The 15632-nt window shown below is 49.1% G+C and carries 15 protein-coding genes; 8 read left to right on the top strand and 7 right to left on the bottom strand.

Features of this window, described 5'->3' with window-relative positions; all coding sequences use genetic code 11:
* Positions 1-84 precede the first annotated feature (84 nt).
* Positions 85-282, bottom strand: a complete 198-nt coding sequence (locus H6F88_RS21690; protein ID WP_190644811.1) for a hypothetical protein — start codon at positions 280-282, stop codon at positions 85-87.
* Positions 283-1037: 755 nt separating this feature from the next.
* On the opposite strand from H6F88_RS21690, the gene H6F88_RS21685 reads away from it, so the two are divergent.
* The 3 genes from H6F88_RS21685 to hrcA all read left to right on the top strand — a co-directional run bounded on the left by H6F88_RS21685 (position 1038) and on the right by hrcA (position 3683).
* The gene (locus tag H6F88_RS21685; RefSeq protein WP_190644810.1) at positions 1038-2036 is read left to right on the top strand and encodes a pentapeptide repeat-containing protein; all 999 of its coding nucleotides are present in this window, start codon (positions 1038-1040) and stop codon (positions 2034-2036) included.
* A 68-nt stretch (positions 2037-2104) separates the two neighbouring features.
* Positions 2105-2461 carry a rhodanese-like domain-containing protein gene (locus H6F88_RS21680; protein WP_190644809.1) on the top strand — a complete coding sequence of 119 codons (357 nt, stop codon included), beginning with the start codon at positions 2105-2107 and terminating at the stop codon, positions 2459-2461.
* A 133-nt stretch (positions 2462-2594) separates the two neighbouring features.
* The gene (gene hrcA / locus H6F88_RS21675; RefSeq protein WP_190644858.1) at positions 2595-3683 is read left to right on the top strand and encodes a heat-inducible transcriptional repressor HrcA; all 1089 of its coding nucleotides are present in this window, start codon (positions 2595-2597) and stop codon (positions 3681-3683) included.
* A gap of 31 nt (positions 3684-3714) precedes the next feature.
* On the opposite strand, the gene H6F88_RS21670 is transcribed toward hrcA, so the two are convergent.
* On the bottom strand, positions 3715-4086 hold the full coding sequence (locus tag H6F88_RS21670) for a hypothetical protein (RefSeq protein WP_190644808.1): 372 nt from the start codon (positions 4084-4086) through the stop codon (positions 3715-3717).
* 300 nt (positions 4087-4386) lie between these two features.
* On the opposite strand from H6F88_RS21670, the gene H6F88_RS21665 reads away from it, so the two are divergent.
* The gene (locus H6F88_RS21665) at positions 4387-4887 is read left to right on the top strand and encodes a patatin-like phospholipase family protein (protein ID WP_190644807.1); all 501 of its coding nucleotides are present in this window, start codon (positions 4387-4389) and stop codon (positions 4885-4887) included.
* A gap of 138 nt (positions 4888-5025) precedes the next feature.
* On the opposite strand, the gene H6F88_RS21660 is transcribed toward H6F88_RS21665, so the two are convergent.
* Complete coding sequence (locus H6F88_RS21660; protein WP_190644806.1) at positions 5026-5718, bottom strand: hypothetical protein; 693 nt, start codon at positions 5716-5718, stop codon at positions 5026-5028.
* 418 nt (positions 5719-6136) lie between these two features.
* Entirely contained in the window at positions 6137-7033 is an 897-nt protein-coding gene (locus H6F88_RS21655; RefSeq protein WP_190644805.1) for a peptidoglycan-binding domain-containing protein, read from the bottom strand.
* A gap of 55 nt (positions 7034-7088) precedes the next feature.
* Here H6F88_RS21655 and H6F88_RS21650 point away from each other — a divergent pair, with 55 nt between their 5' ends.
* Positions 7089-8249: an ADP-ribosylglycohydrolase family protein gene (locus H6F88_RS21650; RefSeq protein WP_190644804.1), complete on the top strand. Its 1161-nt coding sequence runs from the start codon at positions 7089-7091 to the stop codon at positions 8247-8249.
* A 399-nt stretch (positions 8250-8648) separates the two neighbouring features.
* Positions 8649-11153, top strand: a complete 2505-nt coding sequence (locus H6F88_RS21645) for an HDIG domain-containing metalloprotein (protein ID WP_190644803.1) — start codon at positions 8649-8651, stop codon at positions 11151-11153.
* Between the two features lie 32 nt (positions 11154-11185).
* Here H6F88_RS21645 and H6F88_RS21640 read toward each other — a convergent pair whose 3' ends face one another.
* The 3 genes from H6F88_RS21640 to H6F88_RS21630 form a co-directional block, all read right to left on the bottom strand.
* The gene (locus tag H6F88_RS21640) at positions 11186-12118 is read right to left on the bottom strand and encodes an ADP-ribosylglycohydrolase family protein (protein ID WP_190644802.1); all 933 of its coding nucleotides are present in this window, start codon (positions 12116-12118) and stop codon (positions 11186-11188) included.
* Between the two features lie 286 nt (positions 12119-12404).
* Positions 12405-12773 (bottom strand): pentapeptide repeat-containing protein, encoded by a 369-nt coding sequence (locus tag H6F88_RS21635; RefSeq protein ID WP_190644801.1) that lies wholly within the window; start codon positions 12771-12773, stop codon positions 12405-12407.
* A 12-nt stretch (positions 12774-12785) separates the two neighbouring features.
* Complete coding sequence (locus H6F88_RS21630) at positions 12786-13085, bottom strand: RNA-binding protein (protein ID WP_190644800.1); 300 nt, start codon at positions 13083-13085, stop codon at positions 12786-12788.
* 514 nt (positions 13086-13599) lie between these two features.
* Here H6F88_RS21630 and H6F88_RS21625 point away from each other — a divergent pair.
* Together H6F88_RS21625 and H6F88_RS21620 are read left to right on the top strand one after the other, a co-directional pair.
* On the top strand, positions 13600-13785 hold the full coding sequence (locus H6F88_RS21625) for a hypothetical protein (RefSeq protein ID WP_190644799.1): 186 nt from the start codon (positions 13600-13602) through the stop codon (positions 13783-13785).
* Positions 13786-13995: 210 nt separating this feature from the next.
* Entirely contained in the window at positions 13996-15585 is a 1590-nt protein-coding gene (locus H6F88_RS21620) for a B12-binding domain-containing radical SAM protein (protein WP_190644798.1), read from the top strand.
* Positions 15586-15632 lie beyond the last annotated feature (47 nt).

The following is a 15632-nucleotide window of genomic DNA, read 5'->3' as shown; positions in this document are numbered from 1 at the left end:
CCAAACCAACCTGCTTCGGTTCGTTACAGCACCACTTGGATAGACCACACATCCCTGTAGGGCAGTTCGCGAACTACCCCTACGCTAGGGCTCACCCATCCGAAAGTGGCTGTAAGACCAAATACCATCTGTAGAGTAGCGGTAGCGGTACGGGCGAAGCGTTCGGCAAAAGAATTGTGCTTCAGTGGCAAGGATTATGACCGAATGCTTCGCCCGTACACCCAATAGTGCTTCTTTACGAAACGGATTCCATATAAGTTCTGGGTCTTCAGTAGCCTGCAAGGCAGGTTGATTCCTGCGGCTACGAATTAGATTCGTTAGACGCTTGATCTCTAACTGCTGTGAACTTGATTCAACATGTCAGGTGAGCCAGCTTCATGGTCGTCTAAGCGAACTTCACGGCTGGCTAGGCTAACTTCCCGGTAAGTGAAGCTGGCTTTATGGCTAGCTAGGCTGGCTTAGTGGCTAGCTAAGCTGGCTTAGTGGCTAGCTAAGCTGGCTTCGCAGTTAACTAGGCTGGCTTCATGGCTAGCTAGGCTGACCTCTTATTCAGCGAGGTCAGCTTTGATTAGAGCCTAGAGGCACATCATTTTGTAGAGAGAGTCAGTTTAGTTTTAGATGCAGGTGAGTTGGGGGCGTGAGGACTAGTCGCAGTCAGACCCGTCGCATTCAAGGGACTGTTGGGTTCTGCTTTGCTTCACCCAACCTACGAATCTAGGACCAGAGGTTTAGGAGAATGCACGACTATGGAAGTAGGCTTACACAGCTATGCTCAATTTCCATAGAATGAGGCTCGTTTTGACGAAAGTTGCTGTAATAGGGAAGAGTGGAAAAGGCGATCGATAAGCCAGCCATACTAAAATCAAGACATTGCTTGCAACAGTAAGACAGGGCTGTTGCTCAACTGGCAATCAGAGCCAAAATTGCTTGTAAGGGACATAATCCTGTCCGACTTCTAAAGGAAGTATTCTATTTAACTCATGTTTGGCTACTTCGGATTAATGTAAGTCCAATGGCTTGCGAAAGGTGGTGATATCTTGTTAAGAAAGAACGACTTGGAGCGTTGCTATCGAGTGCTAGACCTGGAGCCTGGAGCCTCACTGGAAGAAGTGAACCAGGCTTACAAGGATTTGGTTTTTATCTGGCATCCCGATCGCATTCCGCAAGACAACCCACGTTTGCTGCAAAAGGCACAGGAAAAGCTGAAGGAAATTAACCAGGCGCGCGATCGGTTGCGATCGCACCACAGTACCCAACCCAGTCAATCCAAATCGTCCAGCTCGTCCAATTCATCTCAAACCACCCAGACGCAAGCTCGACGCGAACCTATCCATCCTCGCTATTACTACCAGCCACCGCCCCGACCTTACTATCAGCCGCCCCCAACCAGTTCCCAATCCAATAACCAGACTGCTTCTAACAACCAGACTGCTTCTACTTATAGACAAGATGCTTACCAGCAGCCTCGCGACCAGCAGCCCGCTTCTGAGTCGCAGCAGTCTCGTCACAGTCCATCCCGTACCAATCAGTCAACTTATCGTCAGTCACAGTCATCCCCAACTCACTCCCAAGCTCAGCCTCCTAGCTCGGCGCAAGCTCATTCGTCTTCGGTTCACCACACCTATCAGCCCGCTCCACGTCAGCCCAAACCACAAGCTCCTGACCTGAGTGGGTCAAACCTGAGTGGGTCAGACCTGCGAGAAAAAGACCTATCTGGTAGAAACTTGAGCAACTCCGACCTGAGCGGGGCTAACCTGACCGACGCATTTCTACACAATGTCAACTTAAACGGTGCGAATCTCCAGAAAGCAAACCTGTTTCGAGCGAATCTGCTTCAGGCTGATTTGAGTAACGCCGATTTAAGAGAGGCAAATTTGATTGGGGCTGATTTGAGTGGCGCTGACTTGAGCGGCGCTGACTTGAGTGGTGCTCGAATTGGATTTAGCGATCGCATCATGGTCAAAATGACAGGGGCAATCTTGACTGGGACTCGCATGCCCGATGGCAGTTTGTATGGCACGAAGAACGGGGGATGAAGGGAAGACAACGTGCTAAGTTTGTATGCATAACTATATACAACTTAGAACTGTTTTAAGTTAACCCGATGACTGCTCAAGCTTCGAATCTACCGCTCGCCCACATCAGCGTTGAGGAATTAGCTGAGCGCTTGGCTGCTGGCGATCACCTGCAACTGATTGACGTCAGAGAGCCTGAAGAGCTGACGATCGCCAGTTTAGACCCGTTTCACAGCCTGCCGTTGAGCCAGTTTGCTCAGTGGTCAGGGCAGGTGCAGACGCAATTTGACCCTCACGCAGAAACCGTCGTCATGTGTCACCACGGGGTGCGCTCTGCCCAGATGTGTCACTGGTTGCTCAATCAAGGCTTCACTCATGTCAAAAACCTGACGGGTGGCATTGATGCCTACTCAACCGCTGTTGATCCAACTGTTCCTCGTTATTAACCTTACGGTTTAACTCGATTTAACCCTGTTCTCCCTGCGCTGCTCGGTTCAGTATTAGCCCCTACTAGCTAGGCAACGACAGGTCAGCTAAATTACATCAGTAAACAGCACTTTAGCTCTGGCTCAAATGTCAATACAACTCAAGCTTAGCGATCGCCAGCAGCAAGTTCTCTGGGCAACGGTGCGTCACTACATCGCTACTGCTAAGCCCGTCGGCTCTGAAGCGCTGGTGGAAGGATTTAATCCCAGGGTCAGCCCCGCTACGATTCGCAACGCAATGGGCTACCTGGAAAAGGCAGGCTTGCTCTATCAGCCTCACACCTCAGCAGGACGAGTTCCCTCGGACTCTGGCTATCGCATCTATGTCGATCAGCTAATTACGCCCTCAGAAGCGCTGGCTCGTCGAGCCGACCAAATGCTCTCAGACCAGTTGAACTGGGACAATTGCAGCTTTGAGGCACTGATGCGCGGTGCAGCTCAAATTCTCTCAACCTTGAGTGGGTACATTGCGCTAATCACTATGCCCCAAGCCAGCACGGTGCAACTGCGTCACCTGCAACTGGTGCAAATTGACCCCGGACGGGTGATGCTGATTGTGGTGCTAGATTCATACGAAACTCAATCCACCCTGGTCAACTTGCCCAAACTGAGCAGCGATACGCAACCCGACGCCGAACTGCTCGACCGGGAACTGCAAATTCTCTCCAATTTCCTCAATAGCCATCTACGGGGGCGATCGCTCAGTGAGATCTCCACACTCGACTGGAGCGACCTTGGACGAGAATTCGAGCGCTACGCAGACCTGTTGCGCGTATCTCTCCAAGAATTAGCAAGCCGCAGTCAGGTGCCCGTTTCTACCCAAATTTTGATTAGCGGCGTTGCTGAAGTGTTGCGCCGTCAGCCAGAGTTTTCAGAGTTACAGCAGGTTCAAACGATCATTCAACTTCTAGAAGAAGAGCAAGACCAGCTTTGGTCGCTAATCTGCGAGTCTACTGAACCTGAAAACCCTGGCAAGCGAGTCACCGTTAGAATCGGCTCTGAAAATCCGCTGGAGCCGATTCGCACATGCACCCTGGTTTCTGCAACCTATCAACGGGGAAATACCCAGGTTGGCAGTGTGGGAATGCTAGGGCCAACGCGAATGGTGTACGAAAATGCGATCGCCCTCGTCGAGGCTACCGCCGATTACCTCTCGGAAGCTCTTAGCCAGTCTGGACAATAAAGTCTAGACAATGAAAACAACTGCCTCACTATTAAGTATCCGTACCGCCAAAAGTAATCAAGCGGCTATCTCCCGCAAATCGATGCGCCCCATGTTCGCCAACAACGGCAGGAAACCGTCCTGCCCGCAGAATCACCTGGATTGATTCCAAATCCCAGTTGTCTGCTGTTTCTGTGCCTTTCTCCTGAGAAACATGCTGCAATTGGAAAAACTCCACCTGATTAGGGTCTGTCAATTCAGGAACCTCCACTTGAGTAATGGTCTCCGAACCTCCCCCCAATCCTCCAACCAGTCTCATAAACTCTTTGACCGGCGAATTTTGCAGTTTGACGTAAAAGTTTGCGTGGCTGCCGCTGCGTAGATCATCCCCACCTGTCTTAATAGTGACATCCAAAGTTGCCATAGCTTTACTTCTCCTGTTCTACGTTTTGTTGTTGCAAGTGTATTGAACAGGTCATAAAAAGCTGCCTCTATGAATAGGAATTGCAACTTTTTTTACCTGTCAAATTCACGTTTTTATCCTAAGCAAGCAAGCTAAATGGCAGCATTACCCTAGAGGGTACTGATAGCGTTTTAGTGGCGATGTTCTAGCGACAGTGTTCTAGCCCGTTTCAACCTGATGATTCGTGGTTTCCGTTAATGCAAAGTTAGCCTTTGTATCCCGTCAATATCACTGGTCTAATCTTTCAGGGAGGCATTGTCGATGGCGTGGAAATCCGACCACATTCTGGCAGAACCGGGACTGCGGCTGACATCTGAAGAGAAGGCAGACATCTTAAGTCGAATGCCTCCTCCTGCTTCGATAGATGGTCAAATTTACGTAGACGGCGTGTTTGAAGGAGGCGGTGTACGGGGAATCGCTTTTCTAGGTGCGTTGCGCTGCTGCGATGACTTGGGCTTTCGCTGGCGCAAACTGGCAGGCACTTCGGCTGGAGCAATTACAGCGGCACTGGTAGCGGCTAATTTTCAGATTGATGAGTTGGAACAAATTGTAGGCGGACTGAATTACATGGAGTTCTTAACTCAAAAGACAAGTTGGCTGATTCGGAATGGCAACCCAGCTGATGATTTGCGATCGCCCGTCCGTCTCATTCTTAACTTATTAATAGCCCGTCGCCTGGGAGAGTACAATTTCCTTAGCAATGAGAATTCTCTTAACCAAACTAATCACTCAAGCCAAAACAGAAAATGGGGCAAGGTCTAGCCTTGCCCCATTTTCTATCTCAACTAATATGACTCTACTCTTCCTGGAGGGAAGAGTTTTCAAACGTATCCCTGCTGGAAGGAGGTAGGAAGCAGGTTCAAGTCCAACAATCCAGTTTAGGAGTAGATATTATCTGCTCTATTGCACAGGATTAGCAGCAGGAGGTGCCGGCTCAGATACTTCTGGTTGTGCTGGATCGGGCTGCACGGCTTCTGGTTGTGCTGCCTCTGGTTGTGCTATTTCTGGCAGCACGGCTTCTGGCTGCGTCGTGCTGGCTGGAGGAACAGCGGGTGCAGGTTCAGCAGCAGGTTGCTGAGGTGCAGGAGCTTGAGGCTGCGGTACAGGTACTATTTCACGAGTCCGCTCAATAATTCGCTCACGAACTTCTGTGTTGTTTGTCTCGGTTTCCTCTTGGGGTTCTACAGGTACGGGCACAACCGGAGTTTGGCTCTGCTGATTGACAAAATACAGAGCACCTACAGTTAAGCCCAGAAGAGAAGTCAGCAGAATGCCAAGCAATAAACCTCGTGAAGCGCTATTGTCGTCTCTAACTCGCAAGTTCTCTTCGTATGCCTGACGCTCGACAACACGTCCCTGCGTATATCCATTCTGATAGGAGGCGGGAGAAGCAGTTCGGTTACCGTTGCCGATGGATAGATTGGGGTTTACTAAATCCTGATTTACTAGCTCTACCTCGCGGTCGTTCAAGATGCGGCGACGGTCAGAGACTTGATTACCAGAAGTATGATAAACCTGATGATGATCGTTTTGGATAGAGGTAGGGCGATCGCTCTGAATGCGAGTTCGATCGTTATTATTTGAGTGAGTCATATTACACCAACAGAATTCAATCAAAAAGACATTTATATTAATCTGACCGTTCTCAATAGCCTTTAATTTACTATTGTTAAATCAAGGTCAAAGCTTCTTCTGGCAGAGCTTTAGAGCTATGAGAACTACATCAGGAGATGCACTTTTAACTGAGCAATGCAGACATCTATGAAAGGAGCGAACAAATACAAGTTAACAAGAACCATCCAGAAAGAACTCCTTCTGAGGAAATGGATGTTGTGATCTATCTTTGGACTGAATTCACCTCAAAAAGCAGCAAAAAATTATCCCCTTTGAAAGAATGGCTTCCGTAAGATGGAGCGGTCTGCAATAGGGTATAAACATCAAGACCTCCAACTTCTTGAAGAAGTTGGAGGTCACAATAGGACTGCTACAAATAGGTTGAATTGAATGCCCTTTAACGCAGCAAAGCGTCCCAAGTTGCGGGTCCAACTACTCCGTCTGACTCAAGCCCAGAATTACGCTGAGCAGCTCTGACTGCGTTCTGAGTTTCTGTGCCAAAAACGCCATCTACGGGTCCATTAAAAAATCCTGTGGCTCGTAGCCGTTCTTGTAGTTGAGTGACGGCTGGTCCGCGCATTCCCACTCTGAGGATAGGCAGATCTACGCTGGACTGAGCCGTTGCTTGAGCGCTGGAGTTGGCTGCTTGAGCAGATGTTCCGGCTTCCATATTGCCTGCACCAGCAGCAGGTGTAGGGTTGGGCGCTGTACTGCCTGTCTCGGTTGCGTTAGCCGCGGCAGCCGATGGGGTCGCAGTCGGCTCAACGGAAGAAGGCGTTGGGAAAGCAAGGGTCGCAGCCGTTGTTTCAGCGGTATCAGGTGTAGCTGGACTACTTGCAGAAGGAGCGATCGCCCCAGTCGCAGAGGACATTCCGCTTACTGAAGGAGACGCAGGTAGCAATCGTTCCCATGTTCCGGGTCCAACAACCCCATCTGCGGTTAACCCTGCTGCTTGTTGAAAGGCGGTAACGGCGATCGCAGTACTCTCCTGATACACACCGTCCACTACGCCGCTATAGTAGCCCAAAAGCTTGAGCATTGCCTGCAACTCTGCAACCTGTGTACCCTGGCTACCCACTCGCAACGTGATGCGGCTACTTTCCAGTGGCAAAATCTCAGCATTCGGTGCAGGCGCTTGAGCTTCCTGGCTACTGCCGGGTGAAGCGCTTAAGCCAAGCAGCATAAAGCAGCCAATCAGTGCTACCTGCCCAATTTGCAGGCATCGAGGGAATGGGGTGGCGGTCCCCGGATTTTGCATCAAGTGAGTGCGGCTGGGCTGGAGTCCTGTTTGCATTGAGAGACCACGACTGCGGATCAAAATCCTTCTGAGTTTATCCCAAATTCTTGTCATGATGAATGAGGCGATCGCCAGAAATCCACAGATACAGTCAATGCGCTATTCACTTTCCAGCCGATTTCAAGCTGTTTTACTGGGAGCCGCTCTGGGAGAAATTTTAGGCACTCAGTGTCAGGTTATGCAAAGCCAACAGCCGCAAGTCAAACAGCCCTCTCAGTGGACGAGTCTAAGCCGTTGGGGGTTTAGCGACTCAACGCTTGCAAACAGGATTGCGATCGCACCAGCTTGGGGTCGCGTAGCTGTCCAGCTGATAAAAGGACTGATTCGAGGCGGCGGTGGCGAAACAAGCTGGATTAATGAGGTATTGGATGTCTTAGAAATTCCGTTTGAACAGTCGAACAGAGAACCGAATTCTGAACGAAATTCATCTGAACAAGATGAGGGCAGCCCCCTTCCAGACTTTCCACAGATTGACGCGGGGTTGGCGATCGCTGCCCTTCCGATTGCTCTGTTTTTTCATGCTGACCCTCATCAGCTAGAACAGGAGCTTCAACAGGCAGACAAAGTTTGGCGACATCGACCAGAGTTAAGTGATGGAGTTCTTGCCATCAGTTATGCCCTTTCCCTAGCGCTGAGAGAACAGCTTGACCCAACCCAACTCATTGCTGAAATCGTTGAAGAACTGGAGCTGAACCGCGATCGTCCCACAACGACAGACCCATCCGCTCCATCTAATTCTGCTAATTTTGTTGAGCAGCTTCGATTCACGCAATCCTTAAACCAGACTAGCCTTGATAGAGCGACAGCTCAGATTCGCGACCAGCTTAGCAAATCACAAACTGGATTAGATGCGCTGACCATTGCGATCGCCTTTCACTGTTTTCTCAACACACCAGAAGACTTTTGCCTTTCCGTTATTCGTGCTGCCCAACTTCACCGAAACCCGCAAACCACCTGCCTTACAGCCGCCCTATCTGGAGCTTACAACGGGATTAGCAGCATTCCCTTAAGCTGGCGGAGTGCTCTGAGCCGCGGCAGTTCTGAACACTCACCCCTAAACCACCTGTGGGGCGTCGCTACCGAAGCGGAACTGCAACAGCTGTCTGATCAACTTTTAGCCGCCTGGTCTGGAGCCTATGACCTGGTTCACCTACTCAATTACCCCGGACAGACTTTTGCGATCGCGGCCCCAAAGGTCATTCGTCCCCACTAAACCCCACTCAGCAGACCCATAGCGTTTAGCGTTAATTGTAAGTAGATGGAAGGGCACCCCGCTCCCCGGGGTGCCCTTCCATCTGTAGCCTCTTGTGCAGCAACCTGTTTAGCTACAGCAATGAGTTCATACTTTCAACTACAAATGCTCAGCACTCTTTACTGTATCTTTCGCCTGGCTTTACAAATTTACATGCCTAAAATCTAGCTTGGATATACTATTACTCAGGGTTAGCTTTTTTGCTGTAAATCAGACAACGTGAAGTCGCCACTGTTCATGTCCATCTACCAAAACTCCCGCCTTTAGTGTGGCGTTGGTAGCTCCAAAAGTTCCATTGTTTTTGCTAACACAGCTTGAGTTAGCACAGCTTGATCTAGCAAATCAATTCGGTGGTGGTAGATGCATCTCTTAGATATTTCTCAAAGGCGCTTTAACCGGCTTGTAAGGCGGCTGTTTGGGAAAGCAAAGCGCTATACCGAGGCTGATCAAACTCGCCGATTTCTGTCCAAGGTTTCAAAACTCAAGTCTAAACAGATTGCAGCGATCGCTCTCCGCCCTAATCCTCTGCGGCGAAAGTCGTCTGAGCGGGGTGGCTCCCCTTCACCTGTCGCTTTGATTTTGGTGGTTGTTTCTCTCACCAGTGCAATTGGGCATCGATTTTATAACGAACCCAAGCTTGACGTAAACACAATTGCCCCTCAAACCATTCGAGCGCCTGAGTCAGCTAGCGTTGTAGATAGTGAAACAACTGAAACCAAGCGGCAAGATGCCCGCACCGGAGCAGTTCCTGTTCTAATGGTTAACCAGGCAGTTAACCAGGAAATTTATCAGACATTACAGCGCTTGTTTGCTAGAGGCGATGAGTTGCGTCAGCAAGCAGGACCCCTGCCCTATATTGAAACTTCAGTATTATCTACCGGGACTCAACGCCATCTGCGACAGGCGCAAGAATGGGAATGGAGGACGATCCTGGCATCGGTGAATTCAGGAGCCCAAGCAACAGCTCCTCGCACTCGTCCAGATTCGCCATCTCAACCGCCAGGTGTGCAGGCAAGTTCTTCTCAGCAGCTTGCGATCATTGAGCTACAGGCTTATCAACAAAATGCTTCAGCGGAAGATTTCTCAGCTTTGAGAGAAGTCATCGTCCGTGCTCGCCAACGCTATACCACCACGGCAGAAACACTGGAGTCTTCTCTCAAAGACGAGCAAAGCAAGTTTTATGACCCCAGTTTCTTTAACCTAACAGATGCTGAGTGGAGCAGCACCAAATCCGGAGTTCGCCAAGCTCTGGAACGCATCCTACTTCAAGGAATTCCGCCAGGGCTACCTGATTCGCTACTAGAAAATGCAGTTCGGGCACAGCTTGATTTGACAATTCCAGCTGCATCAAAACCGCTGGCAAGCAAAGTTTTGATGAATGCCGTGCGCCCTAACCTGGTTCAAGATCCGGAGCAAACCCGTCTACTTGCCGAGCGGGCAGCCGAGGCAGTTGAGCCTGAAGTTGTGGAGATTAGGCGGGGTGAGGTGATTACTCAGGCAGGTGAGCCGATCAGCCAGTCCGATTTTGTCTTACTTGACCATTTTGGCTTGAGCCGCCGAGGAGTCAACTGGTTGGGTGTGATTAGCTTTGGCGGTTTGGTGGCGGGTGGGATAACTATTTTTCTGCTGGTTGAGCGGCGGTTTCATCCAGGCTTGCGACGACGCGATCACTTCCTGGTGGTTTTGCTGACACTGACGACTCCCCTGCTCATCGCGCTGGGCGTTCCGGCAACCAATTTGCCTGCGTTAGGACTGCTGATCGGCAGTTTCTACGGTTCTGCTTTGGGCATTACGGTGGTGGGTTTATTAAGCATCGCCCTGCCAATTGGCATGGAGATTTCCTGGGTCACGCTGACTGCCTGTGCGATCGGTAGTATTTTGGGTGCGGGCATGGCAGGGCGACTGCGATCGCGTGAAGAGCTGGCGCTATTGGGTGGCGGAGTAGGTTTAGCCCAAGGGATTATTTACCTGCTGCTGAGCCTGATTTTGACGACGCCTGCTAACCCCGTTTGGTATGCAGTTTTAACCCAATCGGTGCTGCAAGGGTTGATGGGGCTTGCTTGGAGCATTGTCGCACTGGGTATCAGTCCTTATTTAGAACAACTTTTTGACCTGGTTACCCCGATTCGTCTTGCCGAATTGTCTAATCCCAATCGCCCGTTGTTGAAAAAGTTAGCTTCTGATGCTCCGGGCACATTTCAGCACACCCTATTTGTCGCAACCCTGGCTGAAGCTGCGGCCCGTGCATTGGGCTGTAACGTAGAACTGGTGAGAGCGGGAACGCTCTACCACGATATTGGCAAAATGCATGATGCGCTGGGCTTTATTGAGAATCAGATGGGCGGGCCGAATAAGCACGACCTGATCGATGACCCCTGGAAGAGCGCAACCATTATCAAAAAGCACGTCAGTGAAGGGGTCGTAATGGCGCGAAAATATCGCTTGCCCAAGGCAATTCAAGCCTTTATCCCGGAACATCAGGGCAGTATGCTAATCACTTATTTCTACTATCAAGCGCAACAGCGAGCGAAAGAAAACCCCGACCTGGTGATTAACGAAGCCGATTTCCGCTATGACGGACCCATTCCTCAGTCTCGCGAAACGGGGATTGTGATGCTGGCAGATTCATGCGAGGCGGCACTGCGATCGCTCAAAGATGCTAGCCGCGATGAAGCTTTAGCAATGGTTAACCGCATTCTACGGGCCCGCTGGCAAGATAACCAGATGGTGGATTGTGGGTTAACCCGAGCAGACATGACTAAAATTGCCGAAATTTTTGTGCGCGTCTGGCAACAGTTCAACCACCAGCGCATCCCCTACCCCAAAGCAGCCTTCGGTACACAGCCTGCTCCTGCTGCGAAGTAAGCAGCAAACGCCAAGCAAATATCAAGCAAACATCAGGCGTTAGTGACCTGTTCAAATCGAGTTGCTAAATCTTCAATTGCTGCTTTTCGAGCAATCTGATTTATCCACTCCACAGGAATGTTGTCTAACCCATAGTAGATTCCGGCTAGACCTCCTGTGACAGCAGCAGTTGTATCGGTATCGTCGCCCAAATTAACTGCTTTCAACACCGCTTCAGCATAAGAATGGGTGTTGAGTAAACACCAGAGCGCAGCTTCTAACGTATGAATCACATAGCCACTCGATTGAATCGCATCAACAGGTAAGCTAGCGATCGCCCCATTCGTGATCCGTTCAAAGTGCGGCAGTTCCAAACTGTAGGGTGATTTCTGATAAATTTGCTGAACTCGTTCCCACCCCTGCCGATAGGACGTTTCCAGGTCAGACCCTTGCAGCAGATCAATGGCAACACTGATGTAAATGCCACACGCGATCTGAGAACGAGGATGAGCATGGGTAATGCTGGCAACTTGATGGACGCGATCGATTAACTCTGGGAAGTCTAGCCGCTTGTGCCAGTACGCCATCGGCAAAATTCGCATTAGAGAACCGTTGCCATTGCTGCGATCGCTGCTCTCACCCGACTCCAAAGGAGAAATGCCGCGCTGTAATTTGGCGATCGCCACTTGAGTCGTGTTTCCCACATCAAACGTTTCACCATGTGCCGTCCAGTACGTTTCACTGTACCAGCAGCAAAATTTTTCAGCGATATCCTTCGGCGAATATCCGCTACAGAGGCTTTCTGCCAAACAAAAGGTTAGCGAACTGTCATCAGACCAGGTACCGGGCGGTTGGTTCCAGGTGCCATAGCCCTGCATTCCTGCAACTGGAGCTATTGTCCGTTGAGCCCGACTTGTAAACTCGACTGGAACGCCCAGCGCATCTCCAACACACAAACCCATAAACCCAGATAAACAGCTAGACATAGTTTTTATTGAGGACTCTGAATGTTCCCTCTAGGCTATTGCGAACGCAATCAAAGATCATCAACAGCCAGAAGCCAGGCATGAGGAAGACAAGAAATGGAATGATGAGAAAGAATGCTTCCGGTCGAGTAGAAGCAAATTAGACTGCAAAACTGCTGCTGCTCACTAGATCTGAAACATTCACAGGAATCTTCACAAAATAAATTAACCCAGCCCTTAGAAGATATCCTTCCAAGAACTGGGTTTATAACATTGCACTATCTTGCGCTTGCAGTCTGAATCAGTGCTACTTAACGGGCTCGCGAACTACCCCATCGGGCATGGTTGCCCCCTCTAGAGATGCGTCCTTGAGATTAGACTGCTCCAGTTTAACTCCGGTCAAATTTGCGCCTGTGAAATTTGTCCCGGTCAAATTTGCACCTGTGAGGTTTGCACCTGACAAGTTCGCACCTGTGAGGTTTGTATTCCACAAGTTAGCGTTACGCAAATCTGCTCCGCTAAGACAGGAATAGCTCAGGTTGACTTGAGTCAAATCTGCTTCACTAAAGTTAACACGCCTTAGATTTACACTTCTTAGTTTCGCTGCAATCAAATTGATGCCGCTAAAGTTTCTCTGTCCGGCAGCATACCGGCTCAGAAGTTCAGGAGTTTTCATGGTTTATTTCTTCTAGTAGCGACGACGGTTATTATTGCCCCAACCGCCGCCACCCGAAGAGCCTCTATCTTCGCGAGGTTTTGCTTTGTTAACTCTCAAATCACGCCCCATCCACTCGGCTCCATCCAATGCTTCGATGGCTGCTGCCTCTTCTGCATCTGTCCCCATTTCAACAAAACCAAAGCCTCTCATACGACCCGTTTCCCGGTCAGTTGGTAACTGAACTCGCTTAACCGTACCGTATTCAGCAAAAACGGTGTTGACATCAGCTTCGGTGACTTCGTAGGACAGATTACCTACATAGATTGACATAAGCTACTCCGGTTAGAAAAATATCTGAGATCCAAATTTCGGATAGCCGTCTGCCGATGATATACAAACTAAACTTACACCGAATTAAAGCCTCACATTTACTATATCCTGAATCTTTGCTGGAGCAAGCGTTTTTTACCGCTCGTTCAAATTTTGTAGGTTAGGAAGGTTAGGAAAGAGAGAATGTAGACCAATTGTAATGATTGAAATTCAGTTTCTACAGCCATCTGGCTTTAATCATCAGGCTTCTTAAGAGATGATTTTAAAACTGAGAGTGTTTATATTTAAACATTTACATTCGGTCGAGCAGATTTGATTTGCGATCGCTCAAACCCTTCTCTAAAGCAAGATCGAACAGGATTTCTATAACTTAATGAAGGTTAGGATTCAATTGTTCAGATAACTTAACGACCAATTCACAATTTTAGAGATAAGGTTAAGTTAACTGATGGGGAAGACAAACCCATATTTTATAAATTTTGACAGTTCGTTTTTGAAACCAGAGGATAAAGACATGTTGAGCACAGATACATATAACTTTGAAGTTCAGCCCGGGACTCGCAATCACAAAGGATATTTTGTTCAAGAAACTGCCTACAAGCTAGTTGGAATTGATCAGGCGGGTTGGGCACTGATTTGTCTTGACAACACGACTTGCCACTATGTTGATCCTGATAGTCTTCAGGAGTTACTAGGTTAAAATGTCGTGTAGCGGGGAACACAATTTCCTTTGGTTTGAGGACTGACGTTGCAGATTGTGAACGAAAATTGGGGCGTAGGGGCAGGGTTCCCGCGCCCCAATTTGTTTCTTTTGATGGTTCTTACAATCGCCGATTTCACAATTTTTTTAGCCCTGCTATATGCTGGGTAAATATTCTGGGTCAATATTCATAGTGTGAGGCACGACTTAATGCGGGTTTTACTGCTTTATCCCCTTTTCCCAAAGTCATTCTGGTCTTTTGATAAAGCTTTGGAGCTGGTTGGTCGTAAGGTTTCTCTCCCTCCATTGAGCCTAACTACGGTCGCTGCGATCTTGCCTCAAACCTGGGAGTTTCGTCTGGCTGACCGCAACGTCCGACTAGAGAGCGAAGCTGACTGGTATTGGGCAGATTTAGTCATCATTTCAGGCATGATTGTGCAGAAGCCTGACATGCTGCACCTGATTAGCGAAGCAAAACGGCGCGGCAAGCGGGTTGCTGTTGGTGGTCCTTACGTTACCTCTGTGCCCGAAGCGGCGCAAGAAGCGGGCGCAGATTTCTTGGTGTTAGACGAAGGCGAAATCACCCTGCCGATGCTGGTGGAAGCGCTGGAGCGAGGAGAAACTTCAGGCGTATTCCGTGCTAATGGGGAAAAACCTGATGTCACGACGACCCCTGTTCCCCGATTTGACTTACTGGATTTGCGGGCATACAACGATATGTCAGTTCAGTTCTCGCGGGGTTGTCCGTTTCAATGTGAGTTTTGCGACATTATCGTACTGTACGGTCGTAAGCCTCGAACGAAGGCTCCTGCTCAACTTTTGGCAGAGTTGCAGGCGCTGTATGACTTAGGCTGGCGGCGATCGATTTTTATCGTAGATGACAACTTCATTGGCAATAAGCGCAATGTGAAGCTGCTACTGCGAGAACTAGCGCCTTGGATGAAGGAACACGGTTATCCATTCCGCCTGACTACAGAGGCTTCTGTAGATTTGGCTCAAGATCAGGAATTATTGGATTTAATGATTGCAGCTAATTTTACAGCTGTGTTTTTAGGCATCGAAACCCCCGATACAGAAAGCCTTTCTTTAACTCAAAAGTTTCAAAATACGCGCAACTCGTTAATAGAATCTGTGCAAAAGATTAACGAAGTAGGTCTGCGAGTCATGGCGGGTTTCATCATCGGGTTTGATGATGAGAAGCCAGGAGCAGGCGATCGCATCGTTGAATTTGTTGAAGCGACCGCAATTCCACAAGCGCTCTTTAGTATGCTTCAGGCCTTGCCCAATACGGCTCTGTGGCATCGACTTGAAAAAGAAGGGCGATTGCTTGATGGCGACGATGAAGCTAACATTCACCAGACGACATTAACCAACTTTATTCCGACTCGCCCCCTAGAAGAAATTGCACGGGAATATGTCCGTTGTTTCTGGGATTTGTATGAGCCTAGCCGCTATTTAGCGCGAGTTCATCGTCACTTTCTGGCTATGAAACCAAACCCTAATAAGAAGAAGTTTAAAGTGCCAGAATTTTCTGACATTCGGGCGCTTTTTACCATTTGTTGGCGGCAAGGGATCAAGCGAGATACACGCTTTCAGTTTTGGCGGCAGCTTTTCTCAATCATTCGGCACAACCCAGGTGTGTTTGAAACCTATCTAGTTAATTGTGCTTTGAATGAACATTTTGCTGAATATCGTCAAATTGTGCGAAATGAAATTGAAGCGCAGTTGACGGAGTATCTAGCAGCGAAAGCAGAGTCCAATTTGAAAACTGCCGAACTGCAAGAACCCGCCGTTCTGTAGTATGGGCGCTTTTATAGTGCTAGTCGCTTAAGTTAGAACAAAGAAGG

It is taken from the genome of Oculatella sp. FACHB-28 (genome assembly GCF_014696015.1).
Taxonomy (GTDB): Bacteria; Cyanobacteriota; Cyanobacteriia; order Elainellales; family Elainellaceae; genus JAAUTN01.
Note: the sequence above shows the minus strand (reverse complement) of the source record. Positions and strands in the feature narration are given on the sequence as shown.

Coding starts and splice junctions, on each gene's coding strand:
- H6F88_RS21680 (WP_190644809.1), top strand. CDS start 2,105: ATGACTGCTCAAGCTTCGAATCTACCGCTCGCCCACATCAGCGTTGAG.
- H6F88_RS21670 (WP_190644808.1), bottom strand. CDS start 4,086: ATGGCAACTTTGGATGTCACTATTAAGACAGGTGGGGATGATCTACGC.
- H6F88_RS21665 (WP_190644807.1), top strand. CDS start 4,387: ATGGCGTGGAAATCCGACCACATTCTGGCAGAACCGGGACTGCGGCTG.
- H6F88_RS21660 (WP_190644806.1), bottom strand. CDS start 5,718: ATGACTCACTCAAATAATAACGATCGAACTCGCATTCAGAGCGATCGC.
- H6F88_RS21655 (WP_190644805.1), bottom strand. CDS start 7,033: ATGCAAACAGGACTCCAGCCCAGCCGCACTCACTTGATGCAAAATCCG.
- H6F88_RS21650 (WP_190644804.1), top strand. CDS start 7,089: ATGATGAATGAGGCGATCGCCAGAAATCCACAGATACAGTCAATGCGC.
- H6F88_RS21645 (WP_190644803.1), top strand. CDS start 8,649: ATGCATCTCTTAGATATTTCTCAAAGGCGCTTTAACCGGCTTGTAAGG.
- H6F88_RS21640 (WP_190644802.1), bottom strand. CDS start 12,118: ATGTCTAGCTGTTTATCTGGGTTTATGGGTTTGTGTGTTGGAGATGCG.
- H6F88_RS21635 (WP_190644801.1), bottom strand. CDS start 12,773: ATGAAAACTCCTGAACTTCTGAGCCGGTATGCTGCCGGACAGAGAAAC.
- H6F88_RS21630 (WP_190644800.1), bottom strand. CDS start 13,085: ATGTCAATCTATGTAGGTAATCTGTCCTACGAAGTCACCGAAGCTGAT.
- H6F88_RS21625 (WP_190644799.1), top strand. CDS start 13,600: ATGTTGAGCACAGATACATATAACTTTGAAGTTCAGCCCGGGACTCGC.
- H6F88_RS21620 (WP_190644798.1), top strand. CDS start 13,996: ATGCGGGTTTTACTGCTTTATCCCCTTTTCCCAAAGTCATTCTGGTCT.